Genomic DNA, 18,450 nt, shown 5'->3' on the forward strand with positions numbered 1-18,450 from the left:
AAAATGAGTAAGAAAACCGGCCCGCAACACGGGCCGTATCAGCAAGATAAAGATAATGAGGCCGCTTTACCCTCTCGTCGGCGTTTGCTCTTGGGAATGGGGATGATGAGTGGCGCATTGGCGCTCGGTGCGGCAAAAATAGCCCGTGCTGCGGATTGTCCTACTCCAGAGGCTGCTTCCGCGCAAGATGATCGCTGGCAAAAACAGCCTTTTTACGGTCAGCATCAATCTGGCGTATTAACCTCGCAGCAAGCGGCGATGATGTTGGTGGCATTTGATGTGTTGGCAACAGATAAAACCGCATTGATTCGGCTATTCAAGCTATTAACTGAGCGTATTGCTTTTTTGACCACTGGCGGACATGCGCCTTCAGTGAATGCGAAACTGCCGCCATTGGATTCGGGCATTATGGGGCCGGAAATTTATCCCGATAACCTGACGATCACTGTTTCTGTCGGCGATTCGCTGTTTGATGAGCGTTTTGGCTTGCAAGGGCAAAAACCACTGCGGCTTCAGAGAATGAGCCGCTTTCCTAATGATTCATTGGATGCGGGTTTGTGTCATGGTGATATATTGCTGCAAATTTGCGCTAATACTAATGAAACCGTGATCCATGCGTTGCGCGATATTATCAAGCATTCGCCGGATCTTCTCAGTGTTCGCTGGAAGCGCGAAGGGTTTATTTCTGCCCATGCCGCTCGCAGCAGAGGTAAAGAAACGCCCATCAATTTGTTAGGTTTTAAAGACGGAACCGCCAATCCAAAAACCAGTGATAAGCCGCTGATGAATCAAGTGGTCTGGGTTCAGGGAAATGCCGGAGAACCTGTCTGGGCGGTAGGGGGGAGCTATCAGGCGGCACGAATTATCCGCTTCAAAGTCGAGTTCTGGGATCGGACGCCCTTGCAAGAACAGCAAACTATTTTTGGCCGTGATAAACACAGCGGTGCGCCTTTGGGCATGATACATGAGCATGATGAACCGGATTACACTAAAGACCCTGACGGCAAAGTGATCCCGATGGATGCGCATATTCGGCTGGCCAATCCGCGCACGGCGGAAACTCAGAATAACTTGATGCTGCGCCGTGGCTACAGCTATTCACTGGGCGTATCAAATTCGGGGCAATTGGACATGGGACTATTATTTGTCTGCTATCAGTCCGATTTAGAAAAAGCGTTTTTGACCGTGCAAAAACGGCTGGATGGAGAAGCGCTCGAAGAGTATGTAAAACCTATTGGCGGGGGCTACTTCTTCGTCTTACCGGGGGTTTCGGATGCTAATCACTATCTGGCGCAAGGATTACTGGAAGCTTAATGTGTTCGTCATAATTCAAGCTGCATGTGTGTTGGCTGCTTTCACTACTCGGCCCGTCCATGGGCCTCGCCTCTGCGAGGCCGCTGCAAGCAGCGTTCAAATCTGCTCCCGGCAGATTTGTCACCCCAGCCACTTACTTGTGTAAACTCCTGAGGATTAATGAGCCTCAAAGAGGCTCACCCTACGGGCTAGCATAAATGCTGTTCAAATCAGTTTTCACCGATTTGTCACTCGTTTGCCGCCTTCCTGCAACTCGAATTATTTATAGTATATTGAAATAAAGCACCACTTTTGCGGTGCTTTTTCTGACCCTTTAACGCGTTAATTTGGCTGTGATTTTCGCTACATGTTCGCCCTGGAAACGTGCAATGGCGAGTTCCTCCGCGCTAGGTTGGCGGGAACCATCACCACCAGCAATAGTGGTTGCGCCATAAGGCGTGCCACCACGGGTATGCGAAACATCGAATAGCTCTTTGGCACCATAGCCGATAGGGACAATGATAAAACCGTGATGGGCTAAGGTGGTCCAGGTTGAAGTGATAGTGTGTTCTTGCCCGCCGCCGGTTCCAGTAGAGGCAAATACACTGGCGACTTTGCCATACAATGCGCCGGAAGCCCACAGCCCACCGGTTTGATCAAGGAATGTACGCATTTGCCCCGCCATATTACCAAAGCGAGTTGGCGTACCGAAAATGATGCCATCGTAATCTGCTAACTCTTGCGGGGTTGCCACGGGGGCTTTTTGGTTGGTTTTCCCTCCCGCTTTGGCGATAATATCGGCTGACATGGTTTCCGGCACGCGCTTAATGGTCACTTCAACGCCGCTGACTTTTTGGGCACCCTCGGCAATTGCACCGGCAAGTGTTTCGATATGCCCATACATGGAATAGTAAAGCACTAGAATTTTCGCCATCTCGCTTTGCTCCAATCATATTTATTGAATAATGCTGATGATGTAATCATAGTCGCTGCTTATGATACTTATTAACCATACGCCAATACGCTCAAGCTGCAATGTTGGCCGCACAGAAAGTCACTGTAATAAGAAATCTCCAATCTGGAGACATTAATTTTCTCAGTTTGATTACAAATTGCGTAACTTCTTTTGTAGGCGCTTTTGCTGCCAGCGTTCAACCCAATTACCTAATAAGAAAAGGTTTATGGCTCTTAATCCCAATGGGATGCTTAAGCCCAAAACCACCCACCAAGCCCACATATAGCTGGGGGAAGTAAACCAGTTAATGGCAAATAATATGGCGCACAGGATAACGGCCCGCAGTAATTGGCGCAAAAATGACATTTCATTTTCAACAGCTTTACGTGCATCTAATACTCGCTGATCAACTGCTTCGCCAGGCCCATCTTGAGGTTGATTGGCATCAAGTGAATAGAGTTCGCTGACTTTCAATTCCATCACCGCCGCAATGGCACTCAAGGTTTCGAGACTGGCTTGTTCGCCATTTTCGATTCGCTGAATAGTGCGTACGTTGAGGCTACAGAGTTCCGCTAATTGCTCTTGTGACCAAGCCCGCGCCTGGCGTAATTCACGAATACGATAAAGATTCATTCTTAACTCCCCTGAGATTTGAAAGTATATCTACAAACCTAAACGTAAGTACGCAACATCACCACGACAGCAACCAGACAATAACCCGACATCTGTCTGCCACAAGGGTGACTGCCTTGATTCGGCCAGTTTAGTAAAGAATAGCCGCGCTAATTCAGCTCAAGCCTTCATCCAGCAGCGGGGTATTTATCACAATTACTGACTATCTACATTGACAGTGTAACGTCCGATTAATATCTTCAATGGAAGTAAAACTCCAATGATGAATTAGTTATGGAGTTTTGTTGTTGTCACCACTCAACCCAATATAACGATTAATTAATGAGGAACATCTTGATGACTCAGATATATCATCAATATAAGAAAAAATTGAGTACAAAAGTCATTCTGCTGGGGGTGCTTATTCCCCTTGTCACGCTTTCTTTATCTTACGCTAATGCTGAGAGTTATCCCGATGTACCTGTCCCTTTTAAATATGGAACGGGTACTCGGATTAATAACAATTTATATATCGGTCTCGGCAGTGCCGGTCAATCCTGGTATCGCCTTGATACAGATAAAGCCAGTGACGGTTGGCAGAAAATAGCCGATTTCCCAGGTCAACCCCGTGAACAGGCCGTCACGGTAGCATTAGACGGTAAATTATATGTTTTTGGTGGGGTGGGTAAAAATGCCGCCAGCGACACACAGGTAAGCGCACTGAATGATGTTTATCGATATGACCCGCAAACTAATCAATGGCAGCCGTTGGCAACACGAGCACCGCGTGGCTTGGTCGGAACTGCCGCCACTACCCTGAATGGCTCTCAGGCGCTGCTGCTAGGGGGCGTCAATAAGGCTATTTTCGATGGTTATTTCGCGGATCTGGCCTCTGCGGGCAGCAATGAAACTCAGAAAAATGCGGTTATTAATGCGTATTTTGAACAGAAACCGGCGGACTATTTCTATAACCGCGATGTATTAGTGTATGACCCGGCCAAAAATCAGTGGAAAAGTGGCGGGCAGATGCCATTTTTAGGGACCGCAGGATCAGCTATCGCGACTATAAATAGCAATCTTATATTAATAAACGGTGAAATTAAGCCCGGCTTACGGACGACGGCAGTGTGGCAGGGTAAAAAGCAGGGGACAGAACTCCAATGGCAACAGCAGCCGGATTTGATTGCTGAAAAAGGTGCGGAACAAGAAGGGCTGGCGGGGGCTTTTGCTGGCATTAGCCATGATGTGGTGCTAGTGGGCGGTGGGGCCAACTTCCCCGGTTCATGGAAACAATTCAATGCAGGTCAGTTATATGCCCATAAAGGGCTGAAAAAACAGTGGCAACAACCCATTTATGCGCTGGTGGATAATCAATGGCAGGTTGTTGGGAAATTACCTCAACCACTGGGTTACGGCGTATCTATTCAAGATAAAGATAAAGTGATTTTGGTGGGAGGAGAAACAACTGATGGTGTTGCCACCTCAGCAGTGACCCAGCTTTCTTGGCAAGATGGCAAACTACACCTTGAGTAATTAGATTAATATGATAACGCTCTATATTGAGCTTTTTAGCATAATATAAGAGCGTTATGGCGCAATATCGGCTCTCCTGTACAAACTACATCGCTGCCAATAGGCGAAATTGCCGCGCAACACGGTTATATTTCAGCGTCGCGTTTTCAGCAACATTTTGGTTTAACATCCAGTAGGTTGCGTGAAGCGATAACCGTCCCTTGACCAAGAGAATTGCGAATCATGGGCAGCTTTATGTTATGGGCTATCACTCAGCATGACACCAATAACTGAATAGGGTGGGCCGCTAAAACTGGCGCCAGAAAAACTCTGACGCCAGATAATGACTACAAATTACTGTCGTATAGGTGAGTTTTGCGCTTTTTCAAGATGATATAGCCGATGGTGAGAATGACAAACCACAATGGCGTCACAATCAGTGCCTGGCGGGTATCACTTTCCAGTGTCAACAATACCAATACAAAGGCGAAGAATGCCATGCACACCCAAGACATGAAAATACCGGCTGGCATTTTGTAGATGGACTTTTTATGTAGCGCCGGGCGTCTTTTGCGATACACCAGATAAGAGCAAAGGATGATGGTCCAGACGAACATAAATAAAATCGCCGATACCGTGGTGACCAGAGTAAATACGGTCATGACGTTCGGAATAAGGTAAATCAGCACCACGCCACCTAGCAAGCAAATACAAGAGAATGTCAGGCCAGAGGCGGGAACAGAACGGCGCGATAACTTACCAAATTGTTTTGGCGCATCGCCTTCTTTCGCTAAACCGAACAGCATACGGCTGGTGGAGAATACGCCACTGTTGGCTGACGAGGCCGCAGAAGTTAACACCACAAAGTTGATAACACTGGCAGCTGCGGGTAAGCCGACTAAAACGAATAACTCAACAAACGGGCTTTTATCGGCAACCACTGAACTCCATGGGGTCACCGACATAATCATAATCAATGAGAAGACATAGAACATTATGATGCGGATAGGAATGGAGTTAATCGCACGCGGCAATACCACCTCTGGATCTTTGGTTTCAGCGGCGGTGGTCCCAACCAATTCAATGCCCACAAAAGCAAAGACAGCAATCTGGAAACCAGCAAAGAAGCCACTGATTCCTTTCGGGAACATTCCTCCATCATTCCATAAATGGGCAAATGATGCAGTAGTGCCAGAAGGTGACTGATAACTCATTAATACCATGGTCAGGCCAGCAAAGATCAGAGCCACAATGGCCACAATTTTGATCATAGCGAACCAGAATTCCATTTCACCGAACATTTTTACTGTTGCCAGATTCAGCGACAGCAGCAGTAAAACCACTAATAATGAAGCGACCCATTGTGAGAAACCAGGGAACCAGAATTGCGCATAAGCCGTGATGGCAACAACATCCGCGATGCCGGTTATCACCCAACAAAACCAATAAGTCCAGCCAGTGAAAAACCCCGCCCATGGGCCAAGCAAATCAGCGGCAAAATCACTGAATGATTTATATTTCAGATTCGACAGCAGCAATTCACCCATTGCTCGCATCACGAAAAACAACATAAAACCGATAATCATATAAACAAAAATAATTGACGGCCCGGCAAGGCTGATGGTTTTACCCGATCCCATAAACAAACCAGTACCTATGGCGCCGCCGATAGCTATCAGCTGAATATGACGGTTGGAGAGACTTCGTTGAAGGTGCTCTTCAGGTTCCGGCAACGGTTTTGCCACTATCTTGGATTGGTCTACCATCTTTCCCATTCCCTCTTCCTGTATTTGTGAAGTTGTTGAGCTCTATGTTGGCTCTTTGGTCTTACCCTGTCTGTCTATTAGATTTTTTGTATGCTTTAAGTACAATTTTCAAATTATTTAATATCTTCGCAACAATAATTACACAATGCGCCTCATTTTCCAGTGTTTATATTTCACACACTGAATTTTGTTAAGTTCATCACAGCATATGGAATTACAACATGAAGTTACATAACTAACAATAATCGTCAGCATCAGGTGCATAATTAATTCGTAGAGAGGAATCTCACGCGGTATAAAGAGAAAAATCCGATGAAGTGTTTGACAGCCAAGTCCAACAGGAGAATAATTATTGCCGTTGGGTCGTTAGCTCAGTTGGTAGAGCAGTTGACTCTTAATCAATTGGTCGCAGGTTCGAACCCTGCACGACCCACCAACAAAATCAATCAGTTAGACCACATTAAATATATCTTGATTATATTCGCGTGCCATATTCGTGCCATTAAGATTTAATATTCCGTCTATTTGTTTAGCATGTTGAGTTAAATGAATTGGTGAAAGGTGTGCATACCTTCTCACCATTTCAATACTTTCCCATCCTCCCATTTCTTGTAACGCAGAAATAGGAACTCCGGATTGAACTAACCAACTTGCCCATGTATGCCTTAAATCATGAAATCGAAAATCTTCTATTCCGGCTCTTTTTAATCCAGCCTTCCAAGCCTTATTTCCGTCAACTCTCATTTTCCTTATTTCTGGTGTTAATTTTCCGTTAGGTTTCACTGATGATGACATGTGAACAAAAAACCATCGATTATGCTTCCCAATCTGCCCACGCAAAACTTTGCATGCTGTGTCATTTAGGGCGGCGCCTATCGCTCTGCCATTTTTCGCATCCTCAGAATGTATCCAGGCTATCTTTCTTTGAATATCCAGTTGAGACCATTCAAGGTTAAGTATGTTCGATCTCCGCAATCCAGTGGCAAGGGCGAACATTACGACAGGTTTTAAGTAATCTGGAATGGCGTTAATTAGCCTTGAGGCCTCTTCCTGAGTAAACCAACGTATTCGTTTGTTTTTTGGTGGCCTCGCTTTGATTATTGGCACTGCATCTAACCACCCCCATTCATTAGCAGCCATTCTCAGAAGTGATCGCATAAACGCTTGGTGAGAATATTTAGTTGATTGAGTGACTGGCTTTTCTTTATATACGGGAATAAGCCTCCTCTCCTCTGAAGTACTGCAAAAAAAGCTTATTTTAGATTTGTCAGCATCAAGTGTAGTAACGTAGAATTTTTCTTAGGAATAGAGGCGTATCAAGGGACACATATTACTTGCGGGGCAGGTAATAACATCACATTGAATAACCTTTATTTTAATGATTACTCATATAATAGCTCATCAAGTATAAATGGTGCCAAAGCTCAGATCGATGGGTTGATGGGTAGAAGTACCCCGCAGATCTCTTCAGTCTCCCGTGCTTTTATATTTTCATATGGTTTAAATAATAATGTCACTGTTATTAATCCGGAGTATTTTGGCGTAAACATTACCGATGACCCAAGCTATATCAGATATGTTCATAACATGGCTAGCGGAAATGCTATTTCAATAATTGGTGGTTATATTTCCAACGCCGCGTTATTCGGCCTTACACGTGCGAAATTTAACCTATTTCGCTCTTTGAATACACGAAATATATTAACTGACGACTTCCCGTCTGGGTACACACCTATTGGTGCTGATGTAGCCACACATACGACATGGCAGACTAAAGTTACCAGCGGTGGCGATGGTTGCGTAGCGTTAGATGCACCGTCTGGTTATAAAATTTTAGATTATACAGCGCTAGTAATTGGCTCTACAACAAGCAGCCCAATGGTGTTGGGTATAATTTCATCTACAGAGACACAGATACAATTACAGTCTAATGTGGGCGGGGTTACAGTGCAGTATAAACTAACGATACAAGTTATAAAATAAGGAGTAAGCCCCGGCGTTAGGTCGGGGCTTATGACATTCAACACTTAACATTTCTAAATATAGCGTGGTATTTGTTATCTTTTAAAGTGATGGTGTATGACCCATTCCACTTTTTGATTACCTTCCCACAAACATCATCATTTGATGGATTGTAAATTCCCTTCTCAGCTTTGAAAAAAGGAGTTTCTATTTCAGCAAATACTCTGGTCGTATTCCACCCCAAGTCCGGGTGGTATATTCCTGCAGCATATGGGTACTTCTTAAGTATTCTTACTGCTTCAGTCGTATTAGCTGGGTATCCGTGTATATATATTGGAGATTCTGGATCTATATTTGACATGTCAACTTTAAGCATGAATGAAATTTGTTTTTCATTGTTGTATGTTGTTTTTATATAATTCAATATATTTGAATCTGCTGATAAATATATCAAAGTCATCAATGACACTAAAAAGCCTAAGATTAAATTGTACTTAAATTCATTTTTTAAACAGCAAATACAAAACAACATCATTATAATAGAATTAAACCCAATCATTACTCTTGCATAGTAAGCTGGCTGAAGGGTCATAAAGAACATTATTGTTGATACGAAAACTCCGAAAGCAAGACATAGCAAGTTAAATGATAATTTACGTGATATGCCTATAGCTCTAACGCATGATGTTATTGATATAGATGATAATACTATTAATGCGCAAAAAACAGCCAACCATGGTTTTGTTGCTACATTACTTATATAATCAATATAAAGTGATATGTTATTTATTGCATTTTTTAATCCATCAATACTTGCTGGCAATGGAGATGAATGGTTTACAACATAATCTCCCATTATGAAAAATGGAGAAATTAGAAGTTGATAGACTATCAGTGATAGACCTGCTGACACGCATCTTAGGAACGGGGTGTTTAACTTTCCATTTTCCCCGTCCCTACATATTCTAAAATATTCAACTGTTGCCAAGCAGAAAAATAACGGAAAACTTGCCTGATAAAGCATAAGCGATGCCATTGGCATAATAAAAGAAGCTATCGCTATATGTAAATTATTTTCTCTTAGTTTATTTACAAACGGAATGCAGCAGCATAATATGGAAAATGCCATTATCGGAGAGTCATACCTATATAAAAGGTTATGAATGAAAAATGGACTTAATACTAATATTGTTGCTGATAGAGAGGCTATAAAACCATCTCTATTAATAACGTATGTTGCTATTATATAACATGAAAAAACCAAGGCACACAGGGAGGTAATGTGGCTTAGCGGGGATATGTCCGTTAGGTTTGGCCCTAGGTTTAATATATATACAAGCAAGTCTGCCAACGGCCTACCATCATTAGACCATCCAAAATAGCCAACTATAGTCCTTGCATAATCGTCAGTATATGGCTTGTCAAGCATAAATATTGGAAGACAAAAAGCCATTATAACAATAGATATTATTATTCCATTTTTCTTGTTGCTTATCATGATTACTCTCTATGATTTTTTTTTTGATATTAGGTGACGAGGGCGATTTTTTGTTTCCATATATATTCGCCCAATATACTCCCCTAAAACCCCTATCCCTATTAGCTGAATCCCGCCAAGAAATAGTATTGCGGTCATTAAAGATGGGTAGCCAGGAACCGGATTTCCCCAAATCAATTTATCTACAATCATCCATGCTGCGTAAATAAATGCGAATGCAGATACGCCAAGGCCAATGTATGACCATATGCGAAGCGGGAATGTAGAGAAGCTGGTGATCCCTTCAATAGCTAGGTTCCACAATTTCCACCCGTTAAATTTCGATTCTCCGGCGCAACGTTCAGCACGTGAATACTCCACAACTTCAGTCTTGCCACCAACCCACGACAATATTCCCTTCATGAATAGGTTACGTTCTGGGAGTAGCTTGATATTCTCAACTGTTTCGCGAGACATTAATCTGAAATCACCCACATTTTCTTCTATTTTTGGGGTGCTGATTTTATTGTGGAGCTTATAGAACCATTCTGCTGATTTTCGCTTAAGCCCACTGTCAGTGGAGCGATCTGAGCGTTTAGCTAAAACAACCTCCGCACCAGCTTTCCATTTTTCGATTAGCTGAGGTATTACATCAATCGGGTCTTGTAGGTCAACATCAATAGGGATAATTGCATCACCTGTCGCGTGGTCAAGCCCGGCGAATAAAGCCGGTTCTTTACCAAAGTTACGGGTAAAACTTAATGGTTTAACTAGTTTATCTGAAATAGCCAGAGCGTTAATAATATTTTCAGTTGAGTCCTTGCTCCCATCATTGATGAAAACAATCTCAATCTCATAAGGTTTTAGTAGATCATATTCACGAACTGCCTTATAGAAGATAGGGATCGCGTCTTCTTCGTTGAATACCGGTACAATCAGGGATATTTTCACTATTTTTAACTCCACAAAACGATAAATTTAGAATAGAAGAACCCACTACGCAGCTGATAGTGGAGAACGCTACGAGCGTGAATATCGGGAGGGTAAGCCACGTGATTCTGCTGCAAAATCACGTGGTAACACTCAGTCCCCATAAACCAAATATAAAGCATGGCCGCAAGGTTATGGCTTGGGCTTTGAATTACTTGAGAATAACGATATTTCTCTTTCCATGCTCAAGTGTATAATTATTTTTATCAATAATTATATCACCTCTATACTTGTTAAAACTATTCGGGTTATCTATCCGTGAGCGTACATCATAATGCCCCAACATAAGCATCCCGGTCCAATCATATAAAGGTACTGTCAGCCGCTTTATAATGGGAAATCTTTTTATTTCCATTTTTGCAGCTTGAGTAGTACTTATCTGTCCATAAACATATATATCACCACTTTTCCATGATTCTGGTATGTTATTAGCAATGTCAAAAAAAACTTTATCTTCTAAATTTCGCTGTGATTTACTGGCATTCCCAAATGCAGATGAAATAGAAAGGCTCAATACAACGGGAGGTATCAATAAAATTGCTATTGGGAATCTGGTTTTTATCGTGGAGCATAAAAATGCGACTAACACCATCAATCCAGATAAACCCATCATGACTCTTGGCTGCACGACGGTATTTTGTATTAAAATGAATGGGCCAAAAATAGAAAATATTACTATAATAAAGCTTAATGCTATTAAACTGATTAGATAAAATCTCATGGAAAATTTATTATTATTTATAATTATCTTATAAACCATTAAAGCCAAAGCAATGCATGATAATATAATAGGGATGCCCCAAGCCATATGAAATGGGTTGGTGTCTAATGGGTTTAGTATTTCTAGGTATTTATTAAGGTTTATATGGAAGTAGGCTGTATTTTCAATAATCTTAGTGGGGATCGTTTGGGATAAAAATGGAGTGATACTTTTTAAGTAAATCAACATGCTAACAATAAGTAAAAAAACCTTTTCAAGCGCTCTTTTTATAGAGGCAGTTGAATAGTTTGATTTGTAAATAGAATGGATTATTTCTATAGCACTTAATGAAATGAAAATATTAATGGCTATTTGATATAAACTCAATGATATAATTAGACATGCTATTGTTAATATCATTCTATGATGTATTTTTTTCTCAGTGAAATAAACAGAAAAGGGAACTGTTGCAAAAAAAATAGAAAGCATCATTGGGAGGCTATCAAATTGATATGATAAATTCTGTAATAAGAATGGATTTAATGAAAAAAGAGAGAATGCTACGCCAGACAGAATGCTTCGCTCTATTGCGAATCTATTGTAAAGTATAATAGAAGACATAGCTAAAACAATCACAGCAATTATGTATGTAAATGGGAATAGATTTACAAGGAAGTCTCCGCCGAACCCAAGTGCCACTAAAACTGCTGTTGATAGTAGACGACCTCTATCATTCCAAGAGCCGTCGACACCTGTCAGTGATCTTAATATATCATCTTGATAATAAATTCCATTCATCAAGATAGGAAGTGCAAACAGTATTGTAAGAAGTAAAATTATTTTACTGCCGGAGTCAAATTTGAAATTCATATCTATCTTCCTTATTCTTTATTTTACACATGGACATCTGTGTTTTCCATAAAATTCTGCCGATATGTTTTCCTTGCATATCAATTCCAATTAACTTTGCTCCAGCAAGGAATAACATAGCGTTCATTAGTGATGGATGACCAGAATAGAGTTGCCATAAATCAGTTTGTTTGCAATCATGCACATAGTACAAGTAAATGCAAATACAGCAAGCCCAGCCAGTATCCGTATAAGTAACATATTTATTATATTTTTTGTTGAGTCTTTGCTTCCATCATCGATAAAAACAATCTCAATCTCATAAGGCTTTAGTGGCTCATATTCGCGAACTGCTTTATAGAAGATGGGGATCGCGTCTTCTTCGTTGAATACAGGCACAACCAGAGAAATTTTCATTTAGTTTCCCTAAATACAATGAATTTCGAGTAGAAAAATCCGCATACAAGACTGATGGCTGAGAAGCATATCAGCGTAAACAGGGCAGGGAGTCCGAAGTAATCAGCAAACCAGCCCGTTGCTACGCTAAGCACCCCCATGAACCCGACATAAAGCATGTATCGCACTGTCGTTGTGCGTGCCTTAAATGTGAATCGGGCATTAGCAAAGAATGAGAATGTCACTGCTACACAGAAAGCGATGAAGTTAGCCAGCGCCTGATTAGTGTGGAAAGCGTAAAGGCAAACGGCAAACACTACCCAGTGGATAGCGGTATTAAAAATACCAACTGTAAAATATTTTGAAAATAGCTTAAGCATTTGTCAATAAGAGTCATTTTAAGTAATGGCAAGAGTGTAGCATTTGAGATGCTAATGATCAGCTATTGATTGAGTTGTTCTAAAAATCATACGAGTGATGTGGGTAAGCGTAGCTATGTATATGGTGGCATGTGTACCAGAGAGAAGTGTGAATGCAGTTTTAGGCTTTAAAAACAGTCTGTTACATGTGATTTTAGGGGGCATTAGTCGCAGGTTCGAACCCTGCACGACCCACCAACAAACTCCGAAATATCAATAAATTACAAAACCCTCAGTTAAAACCCCCAAAAGTAGTGGCGACAAAATGGCGACAGAAATCTGTGGCAATGGCGATATTTTGACGCTAAAAAAAACCGCGAGTTAGCAGGTTGTTTTTTAGCCAAATAATATAATGAGAAATTGAGCGTTGATTGCCCTTGAGCAGTTGAATGTGGCGGAATTTTATTAATAACACCCAGCGTCATAATAGAGCGAATAAAATGTCTCCATTATAATAAAGATGTGTCCGTAATTAATATTGGTACACTGATTATATCTCTCTTTAGTTTCGGCAGATATTTCACGACTGGATCGAGTATGTGCTGTGCAACGGCAAATAGGGCATTTCATCATAATAAACACTTCAACGTTCATTTGAGTTTATTAACTACTTTAAATTACTCAAATTGATAAATAATCTGTTTTTATTCAATGCGTTATACTGATAATCATTTGAGATGCTTGATTTTTCGTAGTCTGGGGATCATGCTCATTTCATGAACATCAGACTCTCACCTGAACAAATTGCAGTCCTTGAGATTCAGCACCGACAAAGTCGTAACCGCCGTGTCTGCGACAGGATTCGTTCTGTGCTTTGGTCTGCTCAGGGCTGGTCAACGGCCATGATTGCTCAATCACAGTTCATTCATGAGACCACTGTTCTGCGCTGTATCACCGGGCTTCACTGGTGCAGGACTGGGCGGTGGATGAATAAGCATGTTCAGAACAACCGGTATTTTGTCTCTGCAAAAGCCTCCGGGTGGCGATAACCGAATTTTTCAGACATACCCTGCCAAGTGATCGCGGGGAAGCGCGCAAGTCGCATTAACGATAATTTTCAAAAACTCACATCTGTATCTTCGGGATGATTGGGTTTAAGTCGACTGTTCTGTACTACGGATAACTTTATGAGTTCACTCAAATTACATTTCAACATTCTGGCAGGATACAACGCATGGGCGAATGAGCGTTTGTATTCCTGTGTTGGACAGATTGGCTCAGATGCCTATCGTAACGATTGTGGTGCTTTCTTTGGATCTATCGAGGGAACGCTAAATCACCTACTCGTGACCGACCGGATATGGAGGCATCGGTTAAGCGCATTACCTGAAACAGGGTATTGTTTGGACCAGATTCTATTCGACAATGATTTGCCTAGTTTAAGACTGGCACGGAAAGAAGAAGATGAGAAGATCGTTGATTTTATCGTGGGGTTGTCGGAAGCCGACCTGAGTACCACTATCACCTATCGCCGGGCTTCGACGCCAGAGCTGAAAAAGCAGATTATCTGGTCTGCTTTGGCTCACTGGTTCAATCACCAGGCCCATCATCGAGGGCAGGTTCATGCGATGTTGTCACGCGTTTCGGGGAAAGCGCCCGAACTAGACTTGCTGATATATCAAAGGCAACAGGAAAACAGCAATTAACTCGATGTTCAATGTGTGTAGAAGATTGATAGGGAATTGCGCCACCTCCGTTGCTTCATGGCGGCGACATCAAGACGTTTAATTCTTCATCTTGAAGTTTATTTTCAATATTTATCAATATGTTGTATCTAATAGTGGAACTTCAAGTTCAAGGTTGATGCAGCACTGATCCGGAAAGTCTTTTTATTCGTTGATCATCTTACCTAAAAATATTTTCAAACATATATCTGTCATCGGTAATATGCGATTCTGGACATAAGAATACGAATTCTACCGTTGTTTTTGCGATGAGTTGATGTGCAGTATTGGGATAAATGCAAAATACAGAACCTTTGCTAAATTTATCTTCTCGGTGATTTTTTAAAATACCCTCTATAACGTCTGCTGTCCAAATTGAACCCTCTCCCGAAAGGATGATATACCATTCCTCACCCTCAGTATGACTATGGCAGACAACATACTTTCCTTGATCAATTATTGTACCATAGGCCTGTAACCCCTCTTTCTTAAACATTTCTATAATTGATATACCCACCACAGGGTCTTCTTTTACTTTATTTCCAGCAAAATTTGAAAAATTTATCATGCCAAACATCCTTTTAGTCAGCAGAGTAAAAAATGGCCTGAACATTTGATGGTAACCGCTATTTAATAATTAAATAATCACGACTTAAGTATAAAGACAAGATGAGTAATTTATTATTTAATTAATAATTAAAATATAATCCCAATACTAAAAGGTGAATTGAATGAATGAAAATCTATACGACGCTCTCAAATTATTAATACATTTTTGGGCGCTAAGCTCTGAACCTTGGGGGGCAAAAGATAATCAATCAAAGTTTATTTATGCAAATGATAAATACAAATCCTTATTGGCGTTACCAAACAAATTTTGCGTTGAAGGACGATTTGACGGAGAACTCCCAGCGCCTACTGCTGAGTTTCAAACAGATTTTCAACAGCATGACCGCAAAGTAGAGCTATTGCAAGACCGTATAACATCAATTGAAATACATGCTTTTGATGGTCAATCATATTTTCAAGCTTGGTTTTTTGATAAGTATCCTTTAATAGATAAAGATGGTGTTTCACAAGGAACGATTTTCCATGGAAGACCGGTCGATAATCTATTGCTGAAGAATTTGTATAAAATAAAAATCCCAACCTCAGGGCGCTCCTTTTCCTCATCCAATGCAGGCCAATCTGTAATTTGTTGTGCTGTTGGGCCCCATTCTTCTAAATGTGTAATAACAAAACCATGCTTAATCAAAGTATTAATATAATTTCCTAAGGTTCTATGCTGTTTGATAACCCTCTTAGCCAACCAATCTGTTACCCGTTTCCCTTCAGCCTGATAGCCATTTACTGGCCACTCCGGAGCACCATCCAATCCATCAATTGAACGACTAAGTTTGGCGTAACTAAGCAAGGGGCGTGCTTTCAGCTAACAGCCAGCTGTTATAAGAGAATAATAGGAATCTGAATACCCCTAAATCAATGATAGATAAGGCTTACATTATCCCATTAGTAAAAGAAATACACAGTCTATTACCTTATTGCCCGCCCAAATTTTATAAAGTGAGCCATACTATGAGATAACGGTAAAATGGAGTGTCAAGCCTATGAAAAACCCCACTATTTTTCAGTTCTTTCATTGGTATTATCCTGACGGAGGTAAGCTATGGCAGGAGGTCGCTGAGCAAGCAGAGCATATTAGTCAACTTGGGATTAATTATGTTTGGCTTCCTCCAGCCTATAAAGGAGCCTCGGGTGGATATTCTGTCGGATATGATACCTATGACTTATTTGATTTAGGTGAATTTGATCAGAAGGGGACTCAGGCGACAAAATACGGAAATAAAGAGGAGCTTGTGAATGCAATTAATCGCTTAAAGGAAGTGGATATCAAAATCCTTTTTGATGTTGTATTCAATCATAAAATGGGTGCTGATGAAAAAGAAGCGGTAAGTGTCCATAACGTCAATATTGAAAACCGTACTGACATTGACGATGAGGTTATCGATGCCCAGGCTTATACCCGATTTACTTTTCCGGGCCGTAATGAAATATATTCCTCCTTTATTTGGGATAAGCAGTGCATTAATGGCGTTGACCATATTGAAGATCCGGCAGATGAAGGTATTTTTAAGATTATAAATGATTATAGCAATGAAGGTTGGGGAACCGAAGTTGACGATGAGTTAGGTAATTTTGATTATCTAATGGGAGCCGATATTGATTTTCGTAACCCCGCAGTAATAGAGGAGCTAAAGTATTGGGGGGAATGGTTGTTAGAAACACTACCCATTGATGGTTTCCGTTTGGATGCAGTAAAGCATATTCCTGCATGGTTCTTTAAACAATGGATTCAGCACGTACAAAATAAAGCGGAACATGATTTGCTGATTATCGCGGAATATTGGTCACCTGATATTACAAAGTTACAACAATATCTGGAACGGGTTGAAGGTTTGGCAATGCTGTTTGATGTCGCTTTACACCACAAGTTTCACGAAGCTTCAAATCAAGGTGAGGATTTTGATCTTACACAAGTGTTCAGTGGGACATTAATTGAAGCCGATCCAATGCATACCATCACTATAGTGGCAAATCATGACACTCAGCCACTCCAATCACTAGAAGCGCCAGTCGAGCCTTGGTTTAAACCGCTAGCATACGCATTAATTTTAATTCGTGAGCAGGGAATCCCATGCGTGTTTTATCCTGATTTATTTGGTACTAGCTATGAAGATACTGGGGATGATGGCGGGACTTATCAAATAGAAATGCCAATCATTGCGGAGTTAGATAAATTAATTCAAGCTAGAAAGCGCTTCGCACATGGTGCACAAAGTGACTATTTTGATGATAAGAATTGTATTGCTTTTGTGCGAGCTGGCACAGAGGAAGACCCCGGCTGTGTTGTTATTCTTTCTAATGGTGCGGAAAATAAGAAAGTAATCACGCTTGGGGAAGACTTAGCTAATAAAGAGTTTGCTGATTTTTTAGGTAATCATCCGGCTATTATTACTACAGATGATTCTGGTGAGGCGGTATTCCCAGTAAGTGGGGGGAGTGTGAGCCTTTGGGTACAAAAAGAGTTTTTGCAATAATATGATGTGAGTTAACCTTGTATACCCCAAAAACGTTAGGTGTTTAATCATGGTCTTCGTCATTATTTGGTTTGTTGTTGCAGGGCTAAGCGAGTATTTGGTCTGGGGTTATCCTCTGTTGGCGGTATCATTAGCACTATTTTTTGTGGTGCTTGGTGGCTACTGGATTTACAAAATCAGAAAAATTCAGGTCAGTGATGAGCCGTCTGATGAGGTGAGATCAAAGTCAATCAGTAATTTAAACCTGACTTTTTCTGTAATAATGCTGGCTATTCATGCCCTTGTTTTGTTGCTATTACGCTGATTAGACGAGGTTTATAACATAGTCGCCGTTAACTGTGCCACTGACTCCAGGCTGATATGAGTATCCAGGCTGCAATAATCCAACATAAAACAGCGGCACTTAACGCAATGGATAAACGTAGGTGGTCAAGAAAAAAATAAAGTGATATCAGATAGATAAAGTAAGGAATGATTGCCCATAAGCCAAAAATAATTGTTACACGCAATGCTTCGATGCTACGTTCACTGCCGACAATATAATGCGCAAGAAGCGCAAACGTTGGAAACAATGGGATCAAGCCCGCAATATAGTAATTACGTGTTTTCGATAATATTCCAATTAACACCACAACGCTGGCACCGATTAATGCTTTAAGTAATAGGCTCATCATTGTCTCGAACGACCATAAAATAAGCTGCCGATAGAGTATATTTCGATGAAAGAAAAAGAATTTTCTATATCGGCAGCATGACT

Annotated in this window: 17 protein-coding genes, 1 tRNA gene and 4 pseudogenes; 8 read left to right on the forward strand and 14 right to left on the reverse strand. The window is 41.2% G+C overall.

The window, feature by feature from the left end; translation table 11 throughout:
* Nucleotides 1-3 precede the first annotated feature (3 nt).
* Complete coding sequence (efeB, locus tag OP863_RS08485; RefSeq protein WP_145589109.1) at nt 4-1,314, forward strand: iron uptake transporter deferrochelatase/peroxidase subunit; 1,311 nt, start codon at nt 4-6, stop codon at nt 1,312-1,314.
* A 313-nt stretch (nt 1,315-1,627) separates the two neighbouring features.
* On the opposite strand, the gene wrbA is transcribed toward efeB, so the two are convergent.
* Together wrbA and OP863_RS08495 are read right to left on the reverse strand one after the other, a co-directional pair.
* The gene (gene wrbA / locus OP863_RS08490) at nt 1,628-2,227 is read right to left on the reverse strand and encodes an NAD(P)H:quinone oxidoreductase (RefSeq protein WP_038633669.1); all 600 of its coding nucleotides are present in this window, start codon (nt 2,225-2,227) and stop codon (nt 1,628-1,630) included.
* A gap of 171 nt (nt 2,228-2,398) precedes the next feature.
* Nucleotides 2,399-2,881: a helix-turn-helix domain-containing protein gene (locus OP863_RS08495; protein ID WP_145589110.1), complete on the reverse strand. Its 483-nt coding sequence runs from the start codon at nt 2,879-2,881 to the stop codon at nt 2,399-2,401.
* Between the two features lie 336 nt (nt 2,882-3,217).
* Here OP863_RS08495 and OP863_RS08500 point away from each other — a divergent pair, with 336 nt between their 5' ends.
* On the forward strand, nt 3,218-4,393 hold the full coding sequence (locus OP863_RS08500) for an N-acetylneuraminate epimerase (protein ID WP_145589111.1): 1,176 nt from the start codon (nt 3,218-3,220) through the stop codon (nt 4,391-4,393).
* A 326-nt stretch (nt 4,394-4,719) separates the two neighbouring features.
* On the opposite strand, the gene cycA is transcribed toward OP863_RS08500, so the two are convergent.
* Nucleotides 4,720-6,138 (reverse strand): D-serine/D-alanine/glycine transporter, encoded by a 1,419-nt coding sequence (gene cycA, locus OP863_RS08505; RefSeq protein ID WP_186368227.1) that lies wholly within the window; start codon nt 6,136-6,138, stop codon nt 4,720-4,722.
* Between the two features lie 360 nt (nt 6,139-6,498).
* Between cycA and OP863_RS08510 the strand changes: the two genes are divergently transcribed.
* Nucleotides 6,499-6,574: transfer RNA gene (locus tag OP863_RS08510), tRNA-Lys, on the forward strand.
* Nucleotides 6,575-6,588: 14 nt separating this feature from the next.
* On the opposite strand, the pseudogene OP863_RS08515 reads toward OP863_RS08510, so the two are convergent.
* A pseudogene (locus OP863_RS08515) lies at nt 6,589-7,353 on the reverse strand (site-specific integrase); the annotation flags it as partial.
* Nucleotides 7,354-7,497: 144 nt separating this feature from the next.
* Between OP863_RS08515 and OP863_RS08520 the strand changes: the two are divergent.
* Nucleotides 7,498-8,121, forward strand: coding sequence for a hypothetical protein (locus tag OP863_RS08520; RefSeq protein WP_265526112.1), 624 nt, complete (start codon nt 7,498-7,500; stop codon nt 8,119-8,121).
* 37 nt (nt 8,122-8,158) lie between these two features.
* On the opposite strand, the gene OP863_RS08525 is transcribed toward OP863_RS08520, so the two are convergent.
* The 7 genes and pseudogenes from OP863_RS08525 to OP863_RS08555 all read right to left on the reverse strand — a co-directional run bounded on the left by OP863_RS08525 (nt 8,159) and on the right by OP863_RS08555 (nt 13,789).
* Nucleotides 8,159-9,598 carry a glucosyltransferase domain-containing protein gene (locus tag OP863_RS08525; RefSeq protein WP_265526114.1) on the reverse strand — a complete coding sequence of 480 codons (1,440 nt, stop codon included), beginning with the start codon at nt 9,596-9,598 and terminating at the stop codon, nt 8,159-8,161.
* A gap of 9 nt (nt 9,599-9,607) precedes the next feature.
* Nucleotides 9,608-10,528: a glycosyltransferase family 2 protein gene (locus tag OP863_RS08530; protein ID WP_265526116.1), complete on the reverse strand. Its 921-nt coding sequence runs from the start codon at nt 10,526-10,528 to the stop codon at nt 9,608-9,610.
* 190 nt (nt 10,529-10,718) lie between these two features.
* On the reverse strand, nt 10,719-12,137 hold the full coding sequence (locus OP863_RS08535) for a glucosyltransferase domain-containing protein (RefSeq protein ID WP_265526118.1): 1,419 nt from the start codon (nt 12,135-12,137) through the stop codon (nt 10,719-10,721).
* A gap of 228 nt (nt 12,138-12,365) precedes the next feature.
* Nucleotides 12,366-12,533 (reverse strand): annotated as a pseudogene (locus OP863_RS08540) (glycosyltransferase); the annotation flags it as partial.
* Nucleotides 12,530-12,892, reverse strand: coding sequence for a GtrA family protein (locus tag OP863_RS08545; RefSeq protein ID WP_265526120.1), 363 nt, complete (start codon nt 12,890-12,892; stop codon nt 12,530-12,532). The gene OP863_RS08545 and the pseudogene OP863_RS08540, both read right to left, overlap by 4 nt.
* Nucleotides 12,893-13,336: 444 nt before the next feature.
* Complete coding sequence (locus OP863_RS08550; protein ID WP_416222824.1) at nt 13,337-13,525, reverse strand: ogr/Delta-like zinc finger family protein; 189 nt, start codon at nt 13,523-13,525, stop codon at nt 13,337-13,339.
* Nucleotides 13,526-13,654: 129 nt separating this feature from the next.
* Nucleotides 13,655-13,789 (reverse strand): hypothetical protein, encoded by a 135-nt coding sequence (locus OP863_RS08555; protein WP_261369766.1) that lies wholly within the window; start codon nt 13,787-13,789, stop codon nt 13,655-13,657.
* 269 nt (nt 13,790-14,058) lie between these two features.
* Between OP863_RS08555 and OP863_RS08560 the strand changes: the two genes are divergently transcribed.
* Nucleotides 14,059-14,577 carry a DinB family protein gene (locus OP863_RS08560; protein ID WP_265526122.1) on the forward strand — a complete coding sequence of 173 codons (519 nt, stop codon included), beginning with the start codon at nt 14,059-14,061 and terminating at the stop codon, nt 14,575-14,577.
* Between the two features lie 199 nt (nt 14,578-14,776).
* Here the strand turns inward: OP863_RS08560 and OP863_RS08565 are convergent, their stop codons facing one another.
* A complete protein-coding gene (locus OP863_RS08565; protein ID WP_265526123.1) occupies nt 14,777-15,163 on the reverse strand; it encodes a cupin domain-containing protein in 387 nt (128 codons plus the stop codon).
* A gap of 163 nt (nt 15,164-15,326) precedes the next feature.
* Between OP863_RS08565 and OP863_RS08570 the strand changes: the two are divergent.
* A pseudogene (locus OP863_RS08570) lies at nt 15,327-15,749 on the forward strand (PAS domain-containing protein); the annotation flags it as partial.
* On the opposite strand, the pseudogene OP863_RS08575 reads toward OP863_RS08570, so the two are convergent.
* Nucleotides 15,722-15,967 (reverse strand): annotated as a pseudogene (locus OP863_RS08575) (SAM-dependent methyltransferase); the annotation flags it as partial. The pseudogenes OP863_RS08570 and OP863_RS08575 overlap by 28 nt on opposite strands.
* A gap of 235 nt (nt 15,968-16,202) precedes the next feature.
* On the opposite strand from OP863_RS08575, the gene amyA reads away from it, so the two are divergent.
* Together amyA and OP863_RS08585 are read left to right on the forward strand one after the other, a co-directional pair.
* Complete coding sequence (gene amyA / locus OP863_RS08580) at nt 16,203-17,693, forward strand: alpha-amylase (protein ID WP_265526124.1); 1,491 nt, start codon at nt 16,203-16,205, stop codon at nt 17,691-17,693.
* Nucleotides 17,694-17,742: 49 nt separating this feature from the next.
* A complete protein-coding gene (locus OP863_RS08585) occupies nt 17,743-17,997 on the forward strand; it encodes a hypothetical protein (protein ID WP_038633638.1) in 255 nt (84 codons plus the stop codon).
* A 28-nt stretch (nt 17,998-18,025) separates the two neighbouring features.
* Here the strand turns inward: OP863_RS08585 and OP863_RS08590 are convergent, their stop codons facing one another.
* Complete coding sequence (locus OP863_RS08590) at nt 18,026-18,364, reverse strand: GlpM family protein (RefSeq protein WP_050291805.1); 339 nt, start codon at nt 18,362-18,364, stop codon at nt 18,026-18,028.
* Between the last annotated feature and the right edge of the window lie 86 nt (nt 18,365-18,450).

This window comes from Yersinia sp. SCPM-O-B-9106 (C-191) (genome assembly GCF_026183365.1).
GTDB classification, from domain to species: domain Bacteria; phylum Pseudomonadota; class Gammaproteobacteria; order Enterobacterales; family Enterobacteriaceae; genus Yersinia; species Yersinia rochesterensis.